This is a genomic window from Rhizobium sp. SJZ105 (assembly GCF_007828365.1).
Classification (GTDB): Bacteria; Pseudomonadota; Alphaproteobacteria; order Rhizobiales; family Rhizobiaceae; genus Agrobacterium; species Agrobacterium tumefaciens.
Map to the genome: position 1 here is coordinate 193557 of NZ_VIUP01000002.1, position 20137 is coordinate 213693.

14 protein-coding genes are annotated in these 20137 nt (G+C 59.6%); 10 read left to right on the forward strand and 4 right to left on the reverse strand.

From position 1 onward, the window contains the following. Positions 1-125: 125 nt before the first annotated feature. On the reverse strand, positions 126-1358 hold the full coding sequence (locus FB593_RS10085; RefSeq protein WP_026330684.1) for an ABC transporter substrate-binding protein: 1233 nt from the start codon (positions 1356-1358) through the stop codon (positions 126-128). Between the two features lie 333 nt (positions 1359-1691). Here FB593_RS10085 and FB593_RS10090 point away from each other — a divergent pair, with 333 nt between their 5' ends. Then, positions 1692-2390 carry a CPBP family intramembrane glutamic endopeptidase gene (locus FB593_RS10090; protein WP_321186272.1) on the forward strand — a complete coding sequence of 233 codons (699 nt, stop codon included), beginning with the start codon at positions 1692-1694 and terminating at the stop codon, positions 2388-2390. An 86-nt stretch (positions 2391-2476) separates the two neighbouring features. On the opposite strand, the gene FB593_RS10095 is transcribed toward FB593_RS10090, so the two are convergent. Together FB593_RS10095 and FB593_RS10100 are read right to left on the reverse strand one after the other, a co-directional pair. Further along, the gene (locus FB593_RS10095) at positions 2477-3907 is read right to left on the reverse strand and encodes a mannose-1-phosphate guanylyltransferase/mannose-6-phosphate isomerase (RefSeq protein ID WP_112161564.1); all 1431 of its coding nucleotides are present in this window, start codon (positions 3905-3907) and stop codon (positions 2477-2479) included. A gap of 266 nt (positions 3908-4173) precedes the next feature. After that, positions 4174-6603 (reverse strand): glucose/quinate/shikimate family membrane-bound PQQ-dependent dehydrogenase, encoded by a 2430-nt coding sequence (locus tag FB593_RS10100; RefSeq protein WP_060642293.1) that lies wholly within the window; start codon positions 6601-6603, stop codon positions 4174-4176. A gap of 327 nt (positions 6604-6930) precedes the next feature. Here FB593_RS10100 and FB593_RS10105 point away from each other — a divergent pair, with 327 nt between their 5' ends. From FB593_RS10105 to FB593_RS10140, 8 genes are all read left to right on the forward strand, one after another. Beyond that, positions 6931-7905: a LysR family transcriptional regulator gene (locus FB593_RS10105; RefSeq protein WP_162694187.1), complete on the forward strand. Its 975-nt coding sequence runs from the start codon at positions 6931-6933 to the stop codon at positions 7903-7905. A gap of 160 nt (positions 7906-8065) precedes the next feature. Then, positions 8066-10354 (forward strand): NADP-dependent malic enzyme, encoded by a 2289-nt coding sequence (locus FB593_RS10110; RefSeq protein WP_003510961.1) that lies wholly within the window; start codon positions 8066-8068, stop codon positions 10352-10354. 267 nt (positions 10355-10621) lie between these two features. Next, positions 10622-11461, forward strand: a complete 840-nt coding sequence (locus FB593_RS10115; RefSeq protein WP_003510963.1) for a transporter substrate-binding domain-containing protein — start codon at positions 10622-10624, stop codon at positions 11459-11461. A 203-nt stretch (positions 11462-11664) separates the two neighbouring features. Beyond that, positions 11665-12408 carry an amino acid ABC transporter permease gene (locus FB593_RS10120; RefSeq protein ID WP_003510965.1) on the forward strand — a complete coding sequence of 248 codons (744 nt, stop codon included), beginning with the start codon at positions 11665-11667 and terminating at the stop codon, positions 12406-12408. Next, on the forward strand, positions 12405-13187 hold the full coding sequence (locus tag FB593_RS10125) for an amino acid ABC transporter permease (RefSeq protein WP_013761604.1): 783 nt from the start codon (positions 12405-12407) through the stop codon (positions 13185-13187). The genes FB593_RS10120 and FB593_RS10125 overlap by 4 nt, the downstream gene beginning before the upstream one ends. Positions 13188-13199: 12 nt before the next feature. Beyond that, positions 13200-14000 carry an amino acid ABC transporter ATP-binding protein gene (locus FB593_RS10130; protein WP_013761605.1) on the forward strand — a complete coding sequence of 267 codons (801 nt, stop codon included), beginning with the start codon at positions 13200-13202 and terminating at the stop codon, positions 13998-14000. A 4-nt stretch (positions 14001-14004) separates the two neighbouring features. Then, positions 14005-15351, forward strand: a complete 1347-nt coding sequence (locus tag FB593_RS10135) for an MmgE/PrpD family protein (protein WP_060642296.1) — start codon at positions 14005-14007, stop codon at positions 15349-15351. Between the two features lie 18 nt (positions 15352-15369). Then, a complete protein-coding gene (locus FB593_RS10140; protein WP_162632752.1) occupies positions 15370-16689 on the forward strand; it encodes an LLM class flavin-dependent oxidoreductase in 1320 nt (439 codons plus the stop codon). 70 nt (positions 16690-16759) lie between these two features. Here FB593_RS10140 and FB593_RS10145 read toward each other — a convergent pair whose 3' ends face one another. Next, on the reverse strand, positions 16760-18496 hold the full coding sequence (locus FB593_RS10145; RefSeq protein WP_112161562.1) for a methyl-accepting chemotaxis protein: 1737 nt from the start codon (positions 18494-18496) through the stop codon (positions 16760-16762). Positions 18497-18828: 332 nt separating this feature from the next. Between FB593_RS10145 and FB593_RS10150 the strand changes: the two genes are divergently transcribed. Continuing rightward, positions 18829-20082: an NAD(P)/FAD-dependent oxidoreductase gene (locus FB593_RS10150; protein WP_003510975.1), complete on the forward strand. Its 1254-nt coding sequence runs from the start codon at positions 18829-18831 to the stop codon at positions 20080-20082. Positions 20083-20137: the final 55 nt, after the last annotated feature.

A 20137-nucleotide genomic window follows, 5' to 3' on the forward strand; every position in this document is an offset into this window, starting at 1 on the left:
ACGTTGCCGTTGATAGCCAGGCAAGGTCTCAAAGACCTTGCCCCAATCCTCCGGGCTTGCGCGTTTACGCATCCCGCAGGGAGCTTGCGGCGGATGGATGCCACCCGCCGCACAAGAGGTTGCGGTTAGTCAGCGGAACCGATGATGCCGGCGAAGCGCTTCTGTGCATCTTCTGCAGTCATCGCGCTGGCAAAAAACTCTGCCATCAGGTCTTCTTTCTGCTTCTGCGTATCAGCAGAAATCAGCTGGTCTGTGCTGGTCAGCGCATTGCCCTTGGCCAGAATTTCCAGACCCTTCTTCATGCAGTCATTGGCCGCATTGAGGTCGACGTCGCCACGGATCGGCAGCGAGCCTTTCTTAAGGTTGAAAGCCACCTGCGTTTTAGGATCGACGATGGTTGCGGCCAGAACGTCCTGCGCCTTGGATTTTGCTTCATCCTTCAGCAGCGGGAAATAAAAGGCGTCGCCGCCGGTGGTGAGATAGTCGTTAAGGCCGAGACCCGGCAGGCAAGTGTAGTCCGTACCCGCCTTCTGGTTGGCCAGCTGGAACTCGCCCTGCGCCCAGTCACCCATGATCTGGCCGCCGGCCTTGCCTGTTATGACCATGTTGGTGGCCTGGTTCCAGTCTTGAACATTGGTGCCCTTGGCCATGTCGCGAGCCTCGACGGCGGCCGCAAAAATCTTGGCCATGTCGGGACCGGCCGCTGCTTCGGCATCCTTGTCGCCATAGACCTTCTGATAAAGATCCTTGCCGCCGATCGAAAGCGTCAACGTGTCGAACAGGCCATTGGCCTGCCATGCCTGACCGCCGAGCGCGAGCGGCTGGATGCCGGCTTTTTTCAGTGCCGGTGCTGCGGCAGCAAATTCAGTCCAGTTCTTGGGAACTTCGACGCCCGCTTTCTTGAACGCTTCGTTGGAAAGCCACAGCCATTGCCAAGAATGGATGTTGACCGGCGCGCAATAGATCTTGCCGTCGATGGTGCAACTGTCGAGCAGGCTTGCCGGCTTTATGACGTCTTTCCACTTGCCCTTTTCGGCAACGTCGGTCAGGTCGCGCATCAGGCCGGCCTGCACCAGCTCTTCCGCCTGTCTGCCATGGTTGAACTGGGTGGCACCCATCGGGTCGCCGCCGGTGATACGGCTGATCATGATCGGCCGGGCGGTGCCGCCCGAACCGGCAATAGCGCCGTCCACCCACTTGTTGCCGGTGGCATCAAAAGCCTTGGCAAGTTCGGCAACGGCAGCGGCTTCACCGCCCGATGTCCACCAATGGGTAACTTCAAGATCGGTAGCCCCAGCGACACCCGCCGGAATCATAACACTGGCCAAAAAGGCCGCAGAAATAAAGCGCATTCGCATGAGTCTCCTCCCTCACTGAAACGTTGCAGTTGGAACGTAAGCGAAGATTTTTGATTAGGCAACCGCCTAAAAAATGAATCTCGCCGCAGCTCGCCGCGCTGTTTCGAGCCGATACAAAACGTGCCGACCGGCTAGATTTTGTTGAGAAAGAAGATTGGGAAATTGGAAGGATGCCGAATGACACGACAAAGACTGCGCACCGGTAATCTGCAGGCAACGTAGTATCTTCATAGTCTTCCGACTTTGGCGTCGGTTCCTGCGCACAGAGTGCCAAGCCCGCATGGACGGGCAAACATAAGGTGAGCGATCGTGAAACGTTGGCACATTCTTTTGATGATCGGTCTGGCGGGCGTGTTATCGCTTTTGCTCGCACCGTTCGAACGGCTGGCGTCGGGACAGAATCTTTCCTTCACGATAGGGGTTGTGATGCTCGTCCAGCCGGCAGTCCTGATCATTGCTGCGGTGGCGACGGGTCAAGCGCTCGCCGGCAAACTCGGGCTCGGCACTCCGCTGATCGATGCCTGGCTGAAAGGAACCGGGTTCGGGCCAGTCTTGCGCAGGCAAGCCCCAGCAGCTTTGCTGACGGGTCTTCTCGTCGGCCTGTTGATGGTCGCTTATTCGTCTGTGATCCTGCCTGCCTTCACCGATACGGCAACCATGGAAAAAATGGCGGCGTTTGAAGTCCCACTTGTCACCCGGCTTCTCTATGGCGGCATAACGGAGGAGCTGCTGACCCGATGGGGCTTGATGGCATTATTCGCATGGGCGCTCTGGCGAATAGTGGGCAAGGGGCAAGTCCAGCCGGTCATGCTGTGGACTGCGATTGTCATCGCAGCGACCCTTTTTGCCTTGGGCCACCTGCCCTTTCTGTTTGCCATTACCGTTCATCCGCAACCATTGCTGATTGTCAGTGTCATGCTCGGCAATTTTATCCCCGGACTGATGTTCGGGTGGCTGTTCTGGCGTCGCGGGCTGGAAGCAGCGATGCTTTCCCACGCTTTCGCCCACTGCGTGAATGCAACTGTCTCCTGATCCGTCGAGCCGACAGATAAGTCAGGGATTTATCATCCCGGCCTCGCCGGCCGGGATAAAATGCCGCTTCGGTGCGGGCAGCAGTCCTAATGCCTCTTATAATCATCCTCGATGCGGATGACGTCGTCTTCGCCAAGATAGGCGCCGGTCTGGATTTCGACCAACTCAAGTGGAATCTGCCCCTCATTGGCAAGCCGGTGCGGTTGACCAATCGGGATATAGACGGACTGGTTTTCCGTCAGCAGCCGGGTTTCGTCGCCAATCGTTACGGTTGCCGTGCCCTTGACGATGATCCAGTGCTCCGAGCGGTGATAGTGTTTCTGGAACGAGATGCGGTGGCCAGGATCAACCGTGATGTGGCCCACGCGGTAGCGCTCGTCCACATACATATGTTCGATGTAACCCCATGGACGATACACTCGCCTGTGCGCTTGCGTCCGCGGCGCGTGTTCGCCATCCTTCAGTGTCTCCACCAGGCCCTTCACGTCCTGAACCCGGTTTTTCGGCACCACCAGAACCGCATCCTTGGTAGCCACCACCACCAGATCCTTTGCCCCCACCACGGTCGTCAGCAATTGCGTGGAATGGATCAGGCAGCCCTCGGAATCGATGAAGACGCCGTCGCCCTCGAGCGCATTGTCGTTGCCGTGCTTGTCGGCGATTTCCCAGATCGCGTCCCAGCTGCCGATATCCGACCAGCGGAAATGGCCGTGCACCACCGCCATGCGCTTGGTCTTCTCGATCACCGCATAGTCGATGGAGTTTTTCGGCGAGGCTTCGAAGCTCGCTTGATGTAGGCGCACGAAGCCAAGGTCGCTTTCATATTGTTCGACCGACTGCGTTACTGCCGCAAGAATTTCCGGCGCGAATGCCTTGAGTTCGGCAATCATCACGTCGGAACGAAACAGGAAGTTGCCGGAGTTCCAGAGATAACCCCTCTCCAGATAGGAGATTGCCGTCTTCACATCCGGTTTTTCCACGAATGCCTCGACGATGCTCAGGTCAGCCTCACCATCAATTGCTTCACCAGGCTTGATGTAGCCGTAAGAGGTGCGCGGCTCGGTTGGCACCAGACCGAAAACGACGATATTGCCCTGATCGGCGGCCTTGGCGCCAAGCCTCACGGACTCTGAAAATTTGTCGGCATCCAGCACCACATGGTCGGCGGCGAGCGCCAGCACCAGGCATCCCGGCTCCCGGCGCTCGGCCAGCACGGCGGCAGCGGCCATGGCGGCGGCACTGTCGCGGCGCGCGGGTTCGAGAACCACCGTCGCCGGAAGATCGATCTCCTCAGCCTGACGGCGGGCGAAGAAGCGGAAATCCTCGTTGGTGATCACCAGCGGCTCGGCATAAAGCGCCTTGTCGGCCACGCGCGTCAGTGTCTGCTGATAGGTCGAAAGATTGCCTACCAGCGGCTGGAACTGCTTGGGCAACTGATCGCGCGATACCGGCCAAAGCCGTGATCCCGCCCCACCAGCAAGAAGAACCGGCGTGATCTTTCGAGATTGTTCCGTCACAATAAAAACCTTTCCAACTTAAAAAACTTCCGGCGGGCCGGACAATATACATATTTACCAATGCTGCCATCATCGGTTCACGGGCGGATAAGCGCAAGCTCATAAGTTCGCCTTGTGAAAGCTTGGTGAATGTCGGACCCGTTTTGCTAACGCAACGCACAGGGTGAGGTTCCGCGCAAAGGGCGATCAGTCGCTTTGACAGGCCGCAAAGAAAAACCCGGGCGAATGGCCCGGGTTTCCGTTTTCAGAGCGATGACCTGTCAGGATCAGTTCGGCAGCGCGTAAGCGATCACGTAGTCGCCACGGTCAGGAGACTGACGTGCACCGCCGGCCGAGATGACGACATATTGCTTGCCTGTCTTCGGAGACTTGTAGCTCATCGGGCCGCCCTGGCTACCGACAGGAAGGCGGGCCTTCCAGACTTCCTTGCCGGTCGCCGTATCAAAGGCGCGCAGATAATAATCCTGGGTGCCGGCGATGAAGACGAGACCGCCCTGGGTGGCAAGCGTTCCGCCGAGCGTGGGCATGCCGATCGGGATCGGCAGACCCATCTTGATGCCAAGCGGACCGGTATCCTCAACGGTGCCGACAGGAACCTGCCACTTGATCTGCTGCGTCTTCATATCAATCGCAGTCATCGAGCCATAGGGCGGAGCCTGGCAGGGAATGCCGAGAGCAGACAGGAAACGGTTCTTGTTCACCGCATAGGGCGTGCCCTTCATGGGAACGACGCCCATGCCGGTATTGACGCTTTCGCCGCCGCTTGCCGTTGCCTTGGTGGGAGCAGCTTCCTTCATCTCAATCCACAGGCCGAGGCGCATATCGTTGATGAAGATTGTGTTGGTCGTCGGGTCAGTCGAGATGCCGCCCCAGTTCATGCCGCCGAGCGAGCCCGGGAAGGCGAGGGAGAGGTCCGTGCCTGGCGCCGTATAGAGGCCTTCATAACGCATGCCCTTGAAAGCGATACGGCACAAAAGCTGATCGAAAGGGGTGGCACCCCACATATCGGCTTCCGTCAGCGTCTGCGCGCCGATTTGCGGCATGCCCACCGAACGCGGCTGCGTTGGTGCATATGGCTCGTTCGGAATGTTGCCGGCCTTGACCGGAACGTCTTCCACCTTGGTCAGCGGCTGGCCAGTCGCACGGTCCAGCACATAGATCTGACCGGCCTTGGTGCCGAAGACCAAAGCCGGAACGGTCGTTCCGTCAGCCTTCGGGAAATCGACGAAGCTCGGCTGCATCGGCACGTCGAAGTCCCATAGGTCGTTATGAACCGTCTGGTAGACCCACTTTTCGCGGCCGGTCGTGGCATCGAGCGCCAGCATGGAAGCGCCGTATTTATGATCGAGCGGTGTGCGCGTCGCGCCATAAAGATCGACCGAGGGGCTGCCCACCGGCATGAAGACCGTGTTCAGCTCCGGATCGTAGGACATGGATGCCCAGACGTTCGGCGTCGAACGGGTATAGGTCTGGCCCTCGGGCGGCAGTTTGGTGATTTCAGGGTTGCCGGGATCGAAAGCCCAGCGAAGCTCACCCGTCACCACGTCGAAACCGCGCATCACGCCGCCAGGCATATCCACCTGAACGTTGTCAGCGATACGCCCGCCGACCACGACGGTGGTGCCGGCCAGTGTGGGGGCCGATGTCAGCACATATTGCGGGTCTGGCGCATCACCAAGACCGATCTTCAGATCGACGCGGCCGTTGGTGCCGAAATCCGGGCAAAACGCGCCGGTGTCGGCGTCGAGCGCGATGAGTTCCGCGTTGATGGTGTTCATGAGAATGCGGCGCTGGCAAAGCGCGCCGTCGGCTACGATCGCCGGGGTGACAGGCGTTGCGCCCGGAGCGGTCGGCTGCTTCAGCGGCGCCTTGGCATCGAAATAGGCAAGACCACGGCAACGCATCCAGACGGTGGATTTGGCGTTGATTTCGGTCTTCCACTTCTGCGCGCCGGTATCGGCGTCGAGCGCGATGACATTGTTGTGCGGTGTGCACACAAACACGGTGTCGCCGACCTGAAGCGGCGTTTCCTGATCTTCCGCACCGTTAGCGCCGGGGCTGATCGGGATGTCGCCGGTCCGATAGGTCCATGCCACCTCAAGGTTCTTGACGTTATCGCGGTTGATTTCGTCAAGCGCAACAAAGCGGCTGCCGCCCGCCGTATTGCCGTAATGTTCCCAGTTCTTCTGTTCTTTTTCCGGCGTTACCGGCGTCAGTGCAGCAACCTCACCCTTGAAGGCGACGGTCGGATGCGGCACGAACATGCCGGCAAAACCGGCAGCGGACGCAATGGCCAAAACGCCAGCAAGGGCAAAGGACGCGCCGTAAGCAGGCGTCTTGCCAGCGGCGCGCCGCAGTAGCGGATAGGAGAGCGCAACCACCGTGGCGCCCACGCCCAACGCCAGCAGGCGGGAGATGAGCGGCCAGAAGTGCAGTCCGGCTTCCCACACTGCCCAAACACCGCTAACGATGAAGACAAGCCCGAACAGGAGCGCGCCGGCAGGCTTGCGCAGGAGAATAAGCAAGCCGGAGACGATCAGCGCGATACCCGCCAAGACGAAATAGAGGCTGCCGCCGAGTGTTGCGAGCTGCCCGCCGCCAATGGCGAAAAACAGTCCCGCAGCGACAATGACAGCGCCGAGCACGAAGAGCCATAATCTGGCTGCAAGCGACGTTGAGGTTGCTGGTTTACTCATGAAATTAAATATCCGGTTAGGAGAGCCGCCGCGAAGGCTGACGCCCGATGATCTTTCAATGCCCGGCCCAGGCCAGACAGTCCGCCGCACTTACGGCTGAGCGAAGATGCGCTGAAGGCGACGAGGCGAAATGGGGAACAATGGTGGGGGAGACTTCCGTGGTGACTGTCATTTTGACCCATTCACTGCAGTTTATCGCCGGCCCCAATGGACGGCGGACAATGTGCTCGAACAAATCCTCCCAAGTTCGTATCGCAGAGGCCCGCATGCGGGCACTGGGCGACCGAAACCTCGGTGCGGTATAACGTCGCCTGCGACAAGATGACAATGCGCAAGACGGGCATTTTTGATAAGCTACGCTTATACCATATCAACACCTACAACACAAAGACCTCTCCGCCGATGGATATTCGCCAGCTCGCCATTTTCGTGGAAGCCGCAAGGGCCAAAAATTTCCGCGCGGCCGCTTTGCAGCTGGGCATCGCCCAACCAGCCGTAACGCAGCGTATCCGGCAACTGGAAGAGAATCTGGGCTTCAAGCTTTTCCTCCGTGTCAACCGCGGTGTGGAACTTACGCCGGCTGGGCAGTCGATGCTGCTAGATGCGGAGGAAATTCTTGCCCGCACCAAGGGCGCGCTGGAAAAGGCACACCAGATCAGGCGCGGCCAGCTCGGCACGCTGCGCATCGGCTTCGGCACCAGCGTAATGGCGGAACGAAAATTGCCGGCGCTGATCACCCGCTATGGCAACGACCACAGGGAGGTGACGCTTGAACTCCTGCCCGGCATGACGATGGAACAATTGATCGAGCAGGTGGCGACGCGCAAGACAGACGTCGCTTTCATTCGCGCACCCCTGCCCCAATTGCCGCAGAGCTTGCGGGCCATGCCCTTCGACCGCTCCAAACTGTGCGTCGCCCTGCCGGAGCGCCATCCGCTCGCCTCCCGCCCCAGAGTTTCGGTTGGCGATATCGTGCAGGAAAAACTGCTGCTGCCGGTGGACGAGATCGGCCTGGGGCTCAGCAGCAGCGCGCTTTCCCTTTTCGAGGATGCAGGCTGTGAGCCGGAAATCGGCATGCGCATCGCCAACGTCAACACCATCCTTGCCCTCGTGGAAGCTGGCGCGGGAATTTCCATTCTGCCGGAAACCACCGTGCGCTCCACAAGGGGCATCACAGGTGTGCCGCTCGAAAGCGCCGATGCCTGGTCAGATAGCGTGCTGGTCGTCAGACGCGGTCCGCTTGCCCTCCACGTGGAGGCCTTCGTGAATATGGTACGGCAGGCCTACCAGTCCCACCTATAATGCCGACAATACGCACTTAATCGATTGAATCGGCCACAAATTTCGCCACGGCTAAATTTGCTGCACTGAACAACATTCAACGCTTGGCACGCGCGCGAAAAATACAATAACAACGACGGATATTTTTGCACTGTTATCGACACGAAAGCACACTCAGCCCATGTCCGACACGACGAAGCCCGCCAGCCCCAGAACATCGGTTACAGATCAGGAAGCACTTGATTTCCACGCGCAAGGCAGACCGGGGAAACTGGAAATCACCCCGACCAAGCCGATGGCGACTCAGCGGGATCTGTCGCTTGCCTATTCGCCGGGAGTGGCCGTGCCGGTTAAAGCCATCGCCGAAAATCCGGCGACCGCTTACGATTATACGACACGCGGCAACATGGTAGCAGTGATCTCCAACGGCACGGCGATCCTCGGTCTCGGCAATCTCGGCGCGCTCGCCTCCAAGCCTGTCATGGAAGGCAAGTCCGTTCTGTTCAAGCGCTTTGCGGATGTGGATTCCATCGATCTCGAGGTCGATACCGAAGACGCCGACGAATTCATCAATTGCGTGCGCTACCTTGGCCCCTCTTTCGGCGGCATCAATCTGGAAGACATCAAGGCGCCGGAATGTTTCATCATCGAAAGCCGCCTGCGCGAGCTGATGGACATTCCCGTTTTCCATGACGACCAGCACGGAACCGCCATCATCGCCGCCGCCGGTCTCATCAACGCCATCGAACTGACAGGCCGAGACTTCAAGACGACGAAGCTCGTCTGTAACGGCGCAGGTGCTGCTGCCATCGCCTGCATGGACCTCATCAAGGCCATGGGTTTCAACCCCGAAAACATCACGCTTTGCGACACCAAGGGCGTGATCTACCAGGGACGCACCGAAGGCATGAACCAGTGGAAATCCGCCCATGCGGTAAAGACTGACAACCGCACGCTGACTGAGGCCATGAAGGGCGCGGATGTCGTCTTCGGCCTGTCGCAGAAGGGTGCCTTCACCGAAGAGATGATCCGCTCAATGGCGCCAAAGCCGATCATTTTCGCAATGGCCAACCCTGACCCGGAAATCACCCCGGAAGAAGTCGCCCGCATCCGCGATGATGCCATTATGGCGACCGGGCGTTCGGATTATCCGAACCAGGTCAACAACGTCCTCGGCTTTCCCTATATCTTCCGCGGCGCGCTCGATGTCCGTGCAAGCCAGATCAACGACGCAATGAAGATTGCCGCTGCACAGGCGCTGGCCGATCTTGCCCGCGAGGATGTGCCGGATGATGTGGCCGCCGCCTATCAGGGCAACCGCCCACGCTTCGGATCGCAATATATCATTCCCGTTCCCTTCGATCCGCGCCTGATCTCGGCCATTCCGGTGGCCGTGGCCAAGGCCGCCATCGAAACCGGCGTCGCTCGCCGCGAATTGCCCGATCTCGATGCCTATGCCCGCGAGCTTTCCGCCCGCCGCGACCCCATGGCGTCGACCACGCAGCGCCTTTACGAGCGTGTGCGCCGCTCTCCGAAGCGGGTCGTTTTCGCCGAAGCGGAAGAAGAACAGGTGATGCGCGCAGCGATCTCGTTTACCGCGCAGGGGCTTGGCACCGCCATCCTGCTCGGCCGTGACGACATCATCAAGGCCAATGCGGAGCGTGCCGGCATCGATCTCGACCGCGCCAATATAGAGATCACCAATGCCCGCCTTTCCAGCCGCGTCGATGCCTATGTCGATTATCTCTATGCGCGGTTGCAGCGCGGCGGCTTCCTGCTGCGCGACGTGCAGCGCCTGATCCACAACGACCGTAACCATTTCGCCGCCTGCATGGTGGCGATGGGCGATGCGGACGCCGTGGTCACCGGCGTTACCCGCAACTATTCCACGGCGCTCGAGGATATCCGCCGCTGCATCAACACCAAACCCGGCCACCGTGTCATCGGCGTTTCTCTGGTCGTGTCGCGCAACCGAACGGTCTTCGTGGCAGATACCGCTGTGCACGACATGCCGTCTGCCGAAGACCTTGCCGATATCGCCGAAGAAGCAGCCGGTCTCGCCCGCCGTTTCGGCTACGAACCGCGTGTAGCGATGCTCGCCTATTCCACCTTCGGCCAGCCGGTTGGCGAACGCTCCGACAAGGTGCGCGAAGCGGTGAAAATCCTCGACAAGCGCAACGTCAATTTCGAGGTCGACGGGGAAATGTCGGCCGATGTGGCGCTGAACCATCATCGCATGCAGAGCCAGTATCCCTTTGCCCGCCTTTCCGGTGCGGCCAACGTGCTGGTCATGCCCGCCATCCATTCCGCCTCGATCTCCACCAAGATGCTACAGGAACTGGGCGGCGCGACCGTCATCGGCCCGCTTCTCGTCGGCCTCGACAAATCGGTGCAGATCACCTCGATGGGTGCCAAGGACAGCGACATCGTCAATATGGCGGCGATCGCGGCCTATAACGCCGGTCGGTAACGATGTGGGAGCGCTCTTCGGGAGAAGGGCGCTCAAAATGCCCAGGCATAGCCAGCATATCCTCGCCCCGTGGCGAGGATATGCCAGAGCGCCGAACCCCGCCACCGTAAGAACAAGATTCTACGATTTCAAATTATTAGGTTATTTTTTCTCACCAGAGAACTTATTGGAACACGATTTTATTTATACGATTTTTTGCGCAACGCCAATTCTCGCTCTCGACGGACGCCTCATGTAGTTTCCACCCACAACCAAAAGGAAATACCCATGGCCCTCTCCTTCTCCAGATTTGCCGCAAAACTCATCGCCGGAACCGTCGTTATCGCTTCGATGGCCACCGCCGCTCACGCGGATGCGACGCTCGACCGTATCAAGGGTCGCGGCAAGCTCACCGTCGGCGTCATCCTGTCCGGCGCGCCTTTCGGCTTCATCGATCCGAAGACGCAGGAGCAGAAGGGCCTCAACATCGACGTCGCAAAGGCACTGGCCGCCGGTCTCGGTGTGGAGCTGGTGACCGAAACCGTGACCCCGCCCAACCGCGTGCAGTTCCTGCAGCAGGGCAAGGTTGATATTCTGATCGCCAACATGCAGTACACGGAAGAGCGCGCCAAAACGCTCGATTACGTGCCCACCCCCTATGACCGCCAGGGCGGCGCAGCCATCGGCCGAAAGGACTCGGGCATCAAGGACTGGCCGGACCTGAAGGGCAAGATTGCCTGCGTGTCGCAGGGCTCCAACTACACCCAGCCGCTGATCGAGCAATATGGCGCGCAGGTAAAGGCGTTGCCGAGCCAGCCGGAATCGCTGCTCGCGCTGAAGGGCGGCAATTGCGATGTCTCCGTGCACGTCAACGGCACGCTGAGCCTGATGCTTCAGGACCGCGCCGATGAGTGGAAGGATTACGGCATCCTGATCCCCACCGACCTTATCCCTTCTGACTCCGTCATCTGGCTGCGCAAGGGCGAGGCCGACACGCAGGCTGCGCTCGACAAGATCGTCAAGGAGCTGCACGCTTCCGGCAAAATGATCGAATTCGCCAAGGCCAACCGCCTGCCGAGCATCGGCTTCATGGAAGAGCAGAAGACGAAGCTCTCCGCGGCGCAGTAAAGGCTGGGCAATCCCGCTTGCTCCGTCACCCCGGACCTGGTCCGGGGGACCGGCATGTCGTAGGGGCATCTGCCGTCACGGAGATTTCCCCTCACCACTGAGAACGGCCGGTTTCGCCCGCCGTTCTTTTCTGCTTTATAGCAAGACAGGTCATTCTGGCACCGCCTGCCGGGCGGCAGCCGCGACAACAGCATGGATATCCGATGCAGGATGGATTTACAGCGCGTTTCATAGAGTTGGCCGCGCATATAGGCCTCAACTATGACTTTCTGAACAGCGGCTACGAGGTTCAGATCTGGCTCGACGGCATGAAGATGACGCTCATCCTCGTCGCCGTCACCCTGCCGCTCAGCCTCGTTTTCGGCTTCATTTTCGCCGCCATGCTCACGTCAGGCAAAGGCTGGCTCGCCGGTCCGGTGCGCGCCTATGTGGAATTGACCCGCAACACGCCGACGCTGGTGCAGCTGATGTGTGGTTTCCTTGTGCTCAACATGTTGATTTCAAACGCGCTCGGCGGCGCGCAGAACAATCCGCTCACCCCGTTCTTCTGGGTCGTCGCCATCACCGGCCTGCACGTTGCCGCCTTCCATGCGGAAGCCTTGCGCGGCGGTATCGAGGCGGTGCCGGCTACCACCATCGAGGCGGCACGCGCCATCGGTTTCAGCTCTTTCGAGATTTTACGTTACGTGGAATTTCCGCTGGCAATCCGCACGGCACTTCCTTCCATAATCAACAATCTCATCAATCTGGTGAAGCTCACCACCGTCGGCTCGGCGATTGCGGTCGGTGAAATCACCTATGCCTCGATCCTGATCTGGACGCAGCGCGACAATGTGGTCGAACTGATGCTGGTGATCCTCATCTTTTTCAGTGTCATCAATTTCATCGTCGCAAGGGCGGGCCTGTGGCTTGAGCGGCGTCTTGCGGTTCCGGGGTTCGGTCAATGAGCGCGGTGGTCTCTCCAACACAGGCGGCGAAGAAGCTGCCTTTCGGCACCATTCTTCTGTGCGGCGTGCTGGTTGCCGTCGTGCTGTGGCTGGTTCTCGATCCCTCGCTCGGACAGGTGCTGCTAGAATGGCTGCCCTATCTCGGCAAGGGTTTTGCCATGAATGTGCTGATCAGCATCCTGGCGATTGCCATCGGCACCATCATCGGCGTCGTGCTTGGCATCATGGAGCTTGCGCCCTATCGCCTCGTGCGCGCGCCGGCGCTCACCTACGTGCAAATCTTCCGCAACGCCCCGCATCTGGTGCTGATTTTCGCCGCGACCTACATCTTCCCCTTCGAGATCGTCGCCTTCGGCAACTACATTCCGTTTCCAGACTGGATCAAGGCCGTGGTCGGGCTTGCGATTCCGGCCAGCGCCCACATCGCCGAAATCACCCGAGGCGCCATCCAGTCCATTCCCACTGCACAATGGGAAGCGGCGCAGGGCCTCGGGTTTTCGCGCAACCAGACGCTGCGCTGGATCATCCTGCCGCAATGCGTGAAGCGCTCGCTGCCGCCGTGGATGAACCTTTACGCCTCCATCACCATGGGCACGGCGCTTGCCTCGCTGGTCGGCGTGCATGAGCTTCTCCACGCCGCAACCGATGCAAGCACCGCAGTGCAGCGCAACGATTTCACCGTCGTGGTCTATCTCACCGTCCTGATGGCGTTCTTCCTGTTCTGCTATCCCGTGTCCCGTTTCACGCAGCGCCTTGAACGGCGCTTCGCTTCCCGCTGATTGGAATACACTATGTCCGCATCCGCCCCCCAAACCGCCGCCAAAGCTCTGGTTGAACTGGAAGGCGTGCACCTGTCCTTCGGCGACAATCAAGTGCTCAAAGGCATTGATCTCACCGTCAACAAGGGCGACGCCGTCTCCATCATCGGCCCTTCCGGCTCGGGCAAATCCACGATCCTGCGCTGCATCAACGGCCTGCTCATTCCGCAATCTGGCAAGATCACCGTGGGGGGCACCCGCGTCGATCAGCTGAAAACGGAAGCTGAGCGCATAACGCTGCGCAAGCGCATCGGCATCGTCTTCCAGCAGTTCAACCTCTTCCCGCATCTGACTGTCATGGAAAATATCACCATCGCGCCGATTAAAATCCTCGGCACGCCGAAGGCGGAAGCTGAGCGTCATGCCCGCGAATTGCTGGAAAAAGTCCGCCTGTCGCAGAAGGTGGATGCCTATCCCGGTCAGCTGTCCGGCGGCCAGCAGCAGCGTGTGGCCATTGCCCGCGCGCTTGCCATGCGGCCTGAATTGGTGCTGTTCGACGAGGTTACCTCCGCACTTGATCCGGAAACCGTGGGCGAAGTGCTCGCCGTCATCCGCGATCTCGTCAATGACGGCATGACCAGCATTCTCGTGACACACGAAATGCGCTTCGCCGAGGAAATCAGCGACAATATCGTCTTCACGGAAAACGGCCTGATCGTTGATCAGGGCACGCCGGAGCATATCTTCTACAAGTCGACCAATCCGCGTATCAACGCCTTTGTAAAGGGCCTCGGCGGACAGGTGGCACGGGTCGCCGACGGCGAAGGGATCTGACGCCATGACCGCCGACGGAAAACTCACCCTTCATCTGGCAGAAGCCATCGCCGCCTCTGATCCGCTCCGCGACGAAGAGGCTGTGACGATCGCCCGCACGGCGCTGATCGACTTTTTTGCCTGTATGCTGGGTGGCGCTTCCGACCGAAGCACTAAAATCCTCATCGACAGCTTTACGTCAGGTACATCCGGCACGGCGGGCATTGTCGGCCATGATCTGCGCACGGATGCTTTCACCGCCGCACTCATCAATGGTCATGCGGGGCACGTGCTGGATTATGACGACGTCCATGGCAGCGTGCGCGGCCACCCCACCGTCGCCATCGTTCCCGCTCTATTGGCTGTTGCGGTCGAGGAAGGCTCTACGGCGGATGCATTTATCGCCGCCTATATTGTCGGGCTGGAAACCATGGCGAGGCTTGGCCTGTCGCTCGGCACCAAGCATTACGAAAATGGCTTCCACGCCACCGCGACCCTCGGACCCATCGGTGCAGCGGCGGCCATTGCCCATCTTCTGAAATTTACCCCGCAGACGACCGCTATCGCACTCGGCCTTGCCGCCACGCAGTCGGCCGGACTTCGCCTGCAATTTGGTTATGATGCGAAGCCCCTGCATGCCGGGCTTGCGACACGCGCTGGCCTCACAGCCGCGCAGCTGACAAGATCGGGTTTTCAGGGTGCGCCGGATTTTCTGGAAAACCCTATCGGCTTTTATTCCGCCTTCGCCTTTGGCGCGGAACAGCCGAAACGGCTCCTGTCCGGCTGGGGTACACCTTGGCAGATCGTCTCTCCCGGATTGACGCTCAAGGCATTTCCCTGCTGCACCGCCAGCCACCCTGTTGCCGTTGGTGCGCTTGCACTGCGCAGTGCCGATGATCTGGCACCAGATGAAATCGAAACTGTCGTCATCACCTTTCCCCCGGGAGGCGATGCCGCTCTTGTGGGTTCGGCCACACCCGCCACGGGCATCGATGCGCGTTTCAGCGCCGAATATGTCTTCGCCGCCGCACTGACGGATGGCGCACTCGGCATCAGCCATTTCGACGAACGCCCTGCACGCGCCGACCTGCTTGGACTTTCCGCAAAAGTCTCGCGCCGGCACGACGAGACCGCCCGCCGCCTCTCGCCGGATCCTACCACCCGTTTCGTGGTCATCGACGTGACGAAGAAGGATGGCACGGTACTGTCGCGCCGTATTGACGGTCTTCCCGGCATTGATGACCCCACGGAAAAATTTGCCGACGCCACCGGCGGCAATGAAAAATTCGCCGGAATTCCGGCACTGGTGCGGACCATGAAAACCGCAGCCGACCTCAAGAAGCTAGAAGCGCTTCTGGCAACGCAAATATAACACGACCGAAATAAAGGCATGATCACCATGACCACGAATACCCGCAAAAGACAGATGCATCTTGGCCTGTTCCTGCAAGGAGCCGGCCACCACGTTTCCGGCTGGCGTCACCCGGATGCGGAAGCCGGCAGCGAGAATTTCGACCTGTTGACCCGTGTCACGAAAATGGCCGAAGATGCCAAGTTCGACATGGTCTTTCTGGCCGATGGCCTCACAAGCGGCGTCGACGCCCATCCCTCGATGATCGCCCGTTTCGAGCCGCTTACCCTGCTTGCGGCGCTTGCCATGGTGACAAACAAGATCGGACTGGCCGCCACCGCCTCCACAACCTATGGTGAGCCCTACCACACCGCACGCGCCTTCGCCTCCATCGACCATCTCAGCCACGGGCGTGCGGCGTGGAACATCGTTACCACCTCCTATGCCCGCACGGCGGCGAACTTCTCCAAGAGCCATCCCGAGCATGACGAGCGTTATGCCGTTGCGGAAGAATATGTGAACGTCGTGCGTGGCCTTTGGGACAGCTGGGACGACGACGCCTTCGTCAAGGACAAGGAAGGCGGCCGCTACGTCGATCCGCAGAAGGTCCATATTCTCGATCACGAAGGCAAATATTTCACGGTGAAGGGGCCGCTGAACATTCCGCGTTCGCCGCAGGGTCACCCGGTTCTCATTCAGGCCGGCTCCTCCGGCCCGGGGCAGGATCTCGCCGCCCGCACTGCCGATATCGTCTTCACCGCCCAGCAGGCCATTTCCGAGGCGCAGGGCTTCTACACCAGCCTAAAGGCGCGAGTGGAGAAATTCGGCCGCGATCCCGCAAGCGTTGCCGTGATGCCCGGTTTCATGCCCATCATCGGCAAGAGCTTCGAAGAGGCCGGCGAAAAGCTGAAGGAGCTGAACCGCTGGACCGAAATCAAGAGCGCCATGCCGTTGCTTGAGGAACGCATCGGCCATAGCCTTACCGAGTATGATCTCGACGGCCCGCTGCCGGACCTGCCTATTTCCGACCAGTTGCGCAGCCGCGCCGAACTTTTGACAGAACTGGCGCGCCGCGAAAAGTTGACGATCCGGGAACTGGCGCTGCGCGTTGCAGCTGGTCGTGGCCACCATATCGTCATGGGCACGGCCAAGGACGTTGCGGATCGCATGCAGGAGTGGTTCGAGAACGGCGCGGCCGACGGCTTCAACGTCATGCCGCCCTTCTTCCCCGGTGGGTTGGAAGAATTCAACCGAGAAGTCGTGCCACTCTTGCAGGAACGTGGCCTGTTCCGCAAGGAATACGAAGGCTCGACGTTGCGCGACCATCTCGGCATCAACAGGCCTGCCCTGCGGGCATAAAAAACGGATGCCCGGCGACGGGCATCCGCATGACAAGAGGCTCACGTGGAAGCAGGCTGTCGCCGATCCGTCAGGCTGCTTTCCTTCCCGACAGTTTCACACTGTGGCTCGTCCGCGACGAGTTGGATGAAATGGATGCCCCGTCGTCGCGCTGGGTCGCGCGGCGGTTCAATTTGAACAGGCTGACCAGTTGCGCCAGCACATCCGCACCCTGGGCAAGTGTAGCGCTAATGGCGGTCGTGCGCGCGCTCATCGCCGCGTTTTCCTGCGTCATCCGGTCGAGCTGGTTGACTGCACGGTTGATTTCGCTGATGCCTAAGGCCTGTTCATCGGCGGCCTTGGCGATCATATCGACATTGCCGTCAATGTGCTTCACCAGCGTATCGATCTGCTTCAGCGCCTCACCCGTCTCGCCAACAAGCCGCACGCCTTCCATAACCTCGGTGCCGGAATTGTTGATGAGCGCCTTGATTTCCTTGGCGGCACTGGCGGAGCGTTGCGCAAGTTCGCGCACCTCCTGTGCCACGACCGCAAAACCCTTGCCGGCATCGCCCGCGCGCGCGGCTTCGACGCCCGCATTCAGGGCAAGAAGGTTGGTCTGGAAGGCGATTTCGTCGATAACGCCGATAATCTGGCTGATTTCCCGCGATGCCGTCTCGATGCGCTGCATGGCGTTGACGGTACGCCCAACGACTTCCGTGGAAGCCGCCGTTGACGTCCGCGCACTCTGAACGAGTTTTCGGGTTTCCTTGGTGTTTTCCGTCGATGCCCGTACGGTCGCAGTGATTTCTTCCAGCGCCGCCGAGGTTTCCTCCAGCGCCACGGCCTGCTCACGCGACCTCTCGGCGAGATGAACAGAGGCTTCGCTGACTTCCTGGCTGCTTCTGGTCAGGTCGTCGGTCTGCCCAAGAACATTTTCCAGGGTTTTCTGGAATTCGGCGATGGACTTGTTGAAATCCCGTCTCAGCCCCTCGAACTCACCCACGAAAGGCTTGTCGAGCGTGACGCGGATGTTGCACTGGGAAAGACGCTCAAGCGCAGCGCCCAGTTCTTCCACCGCATGGACGCGGTCCGTTACATCGAAGGCGAATTTCACCACCTTGACGACTTTTCCCCGCTCGTCGATGATTGGGTTGTAGGACGCCTGGATGAAGACGCGTTTTTCGTTCTTGCCGAGCCGCATGAACTGACCGGTCGAGAACTCTCCCTTACTAAGATCCTTCCAGAAATTGCGGTACTCTTCGGACTGCACGTAGCCACGCTCACAAAACATCGAATGATGGTTGCCGATGATCTCTTCCGCCGTGTAGCCGAGTGCTGTCAGGAAGTTTTCATTCGCGGAGAGAATTTTCCCCTCGGGCGTGAACTCGATCATCGCCTGCGCACGCGAAAGCGCTGCCAGCTTGCCATTATCCTCGGTGCTTCGGCGCTTCGTCGCCGTGATATCGGAAGCGATCTTGACCACCTTGTAAGGTTTGCCGAAACGAAAAACCGGATTGTAGGAGGCTTCAATCCAGATGTCGTCGCCGGTTTTCGACCGCCGCCGATATTGGCCCTGATCGTATTCGCCGCGTGAGAGTTTCGCCCAGAAGGCCTTGTATTCGGGTGACGCTGCATCTTCGGGGGACAGGAACATGCTATGGGGGCGTCCGATGATTTCTGATTGCTGATAGCCGACCGCCTTGCAGAAATTGTCGTTCGCTTTCAGAATTTTGCCAGTCAGATCGAACTCAATGATGGCTTGCGAGCGGCTTAGGGCATCAAGTACCGCAGATGCGTCCGTACCGAGTTTGAAAAATTGAGACATGTCTTTGAACTCCCAACAATAACTTGTATGCGGACCTTTCCTCCTCGATGCCAAAGAGATGAAAATAAAGGATCGGTCTGCGTGTACGCGAAACCTAGCCGGACACCGTTAAATAGCAATTAATGATGACCCATAACTATTGGTCCAATGACCGAAACTGTTGGCAAGAATACTTCAGACCGAGCTGCCTTTACCAACCCGTCCGCACCGGATGAGAACCGCTTATTTGCCACAGTGCTGATATTTCTGCCGCCGCAGAGCGATACGGGCTTTCATCGGTACGGCATTCATTGTTATGGCGGGCTTGAGAGATTTGTGTTGCAGGAGCGCCGATGACCAAAACCCTGAAATGCGACGTGCTGGTGATCGGCACCGGCATTATCGGTTCCATGGCGGCGCTTTACCTGCAAAATGCCGGGCGTGAGGTCTTTCTTCTGGAGCGCGGTGAAGTTGCCCGGGGCGCAAGCTCCGGTAATGCCGGTATCCTCGCCTTTCCCGAAATCATCCCCATTCCCGCCCCCGGCATCATGAGAAAAGCACCGCGCTGGCTTTTCGATCCGCTTGGCCCGCTCAGTGTGCCGCCTGCCTATGCGCCGAAGATCGCGCCGTGGCTGTGGCGTTTCTGGCGCGCCAGCGCTGAGCGCAACTTTCGCCACGGCCTGAGAACGCTCAGCGAGATCAACCGGCTGTCTGCCACCGAAATGGCCCATGTCGCCGCCATGCCGGAGCTCTCGCACTTTGTCGCGAAAACCGGCACGCTCGATCTTTACGACAGCGAAGCCAGCCTCAACGCTGCGCGCAAGGACTGGGATGAAAAGGAACAGGCAGGCTTCTCTTCCAAGCGTGTCGCCCGCAACGAGATAGACGAATTGCAGCCGGGTCTTGCCCCGCAATTCCGCCACGCCATGTTCTCGCCTGATGGCTTGCAGGTCTCCGATCCCTACGACTTCACCCGTGCCATTTTCGACCTGGTGATCGCCCGTGGCGGAAAGCTGCGCAAGGGCGAGGCAGAACGCATCGACGCCGTCGGCGAAAGTACGATCGTGACCCTGGAAAACGGCGACAAGATCGACGCCGACAAGGTGGTGATCGCCTGCGGCGCGTGGTCCAAGCCGCTTGCCGCAACACTTGGCAACATCGTGCCGCTGGAAACCGAACGCGGCTATAACACCACCCTGCCCGCCGGCGCCTTCAACCTCACGCGCCAGCTTTATTTCAACGACCACGGTTTTGTCGTTACACCGCTATCGTCTGGCATCCGCGTTGGCGGCGCAGTCGAGTTGGGCGGTTTGGAGTTGAAGCCGAATTTCAAGCGATCCGAGGCCATGCTCAAGAAAGCCGGGCGTTTCCTGCCCGGTCTCAAGGTTGAAGGCGGCCAGCAATGGATGGGGTTCCGCCCTTCGATGCCGGACTGTCTTCCCGTCATCGGCACCGCGCGCACCACACCTTCCGTCATCTATGCCTTTGGCCACGGCCATCTGGGGCTGACGCAATCGGCAGCTACCGCCCGCCTCGTGACGCAACTGGCAAACGGCGAGGAGACCGCAATATCGGTCGATCCGTTCCGTCCGGGGCGTTTTTCCTGAAAATGCGGAAATCCGGTTTCAAGCCGGTTAGAGTTTCTACGGTTTAGCGGACGCC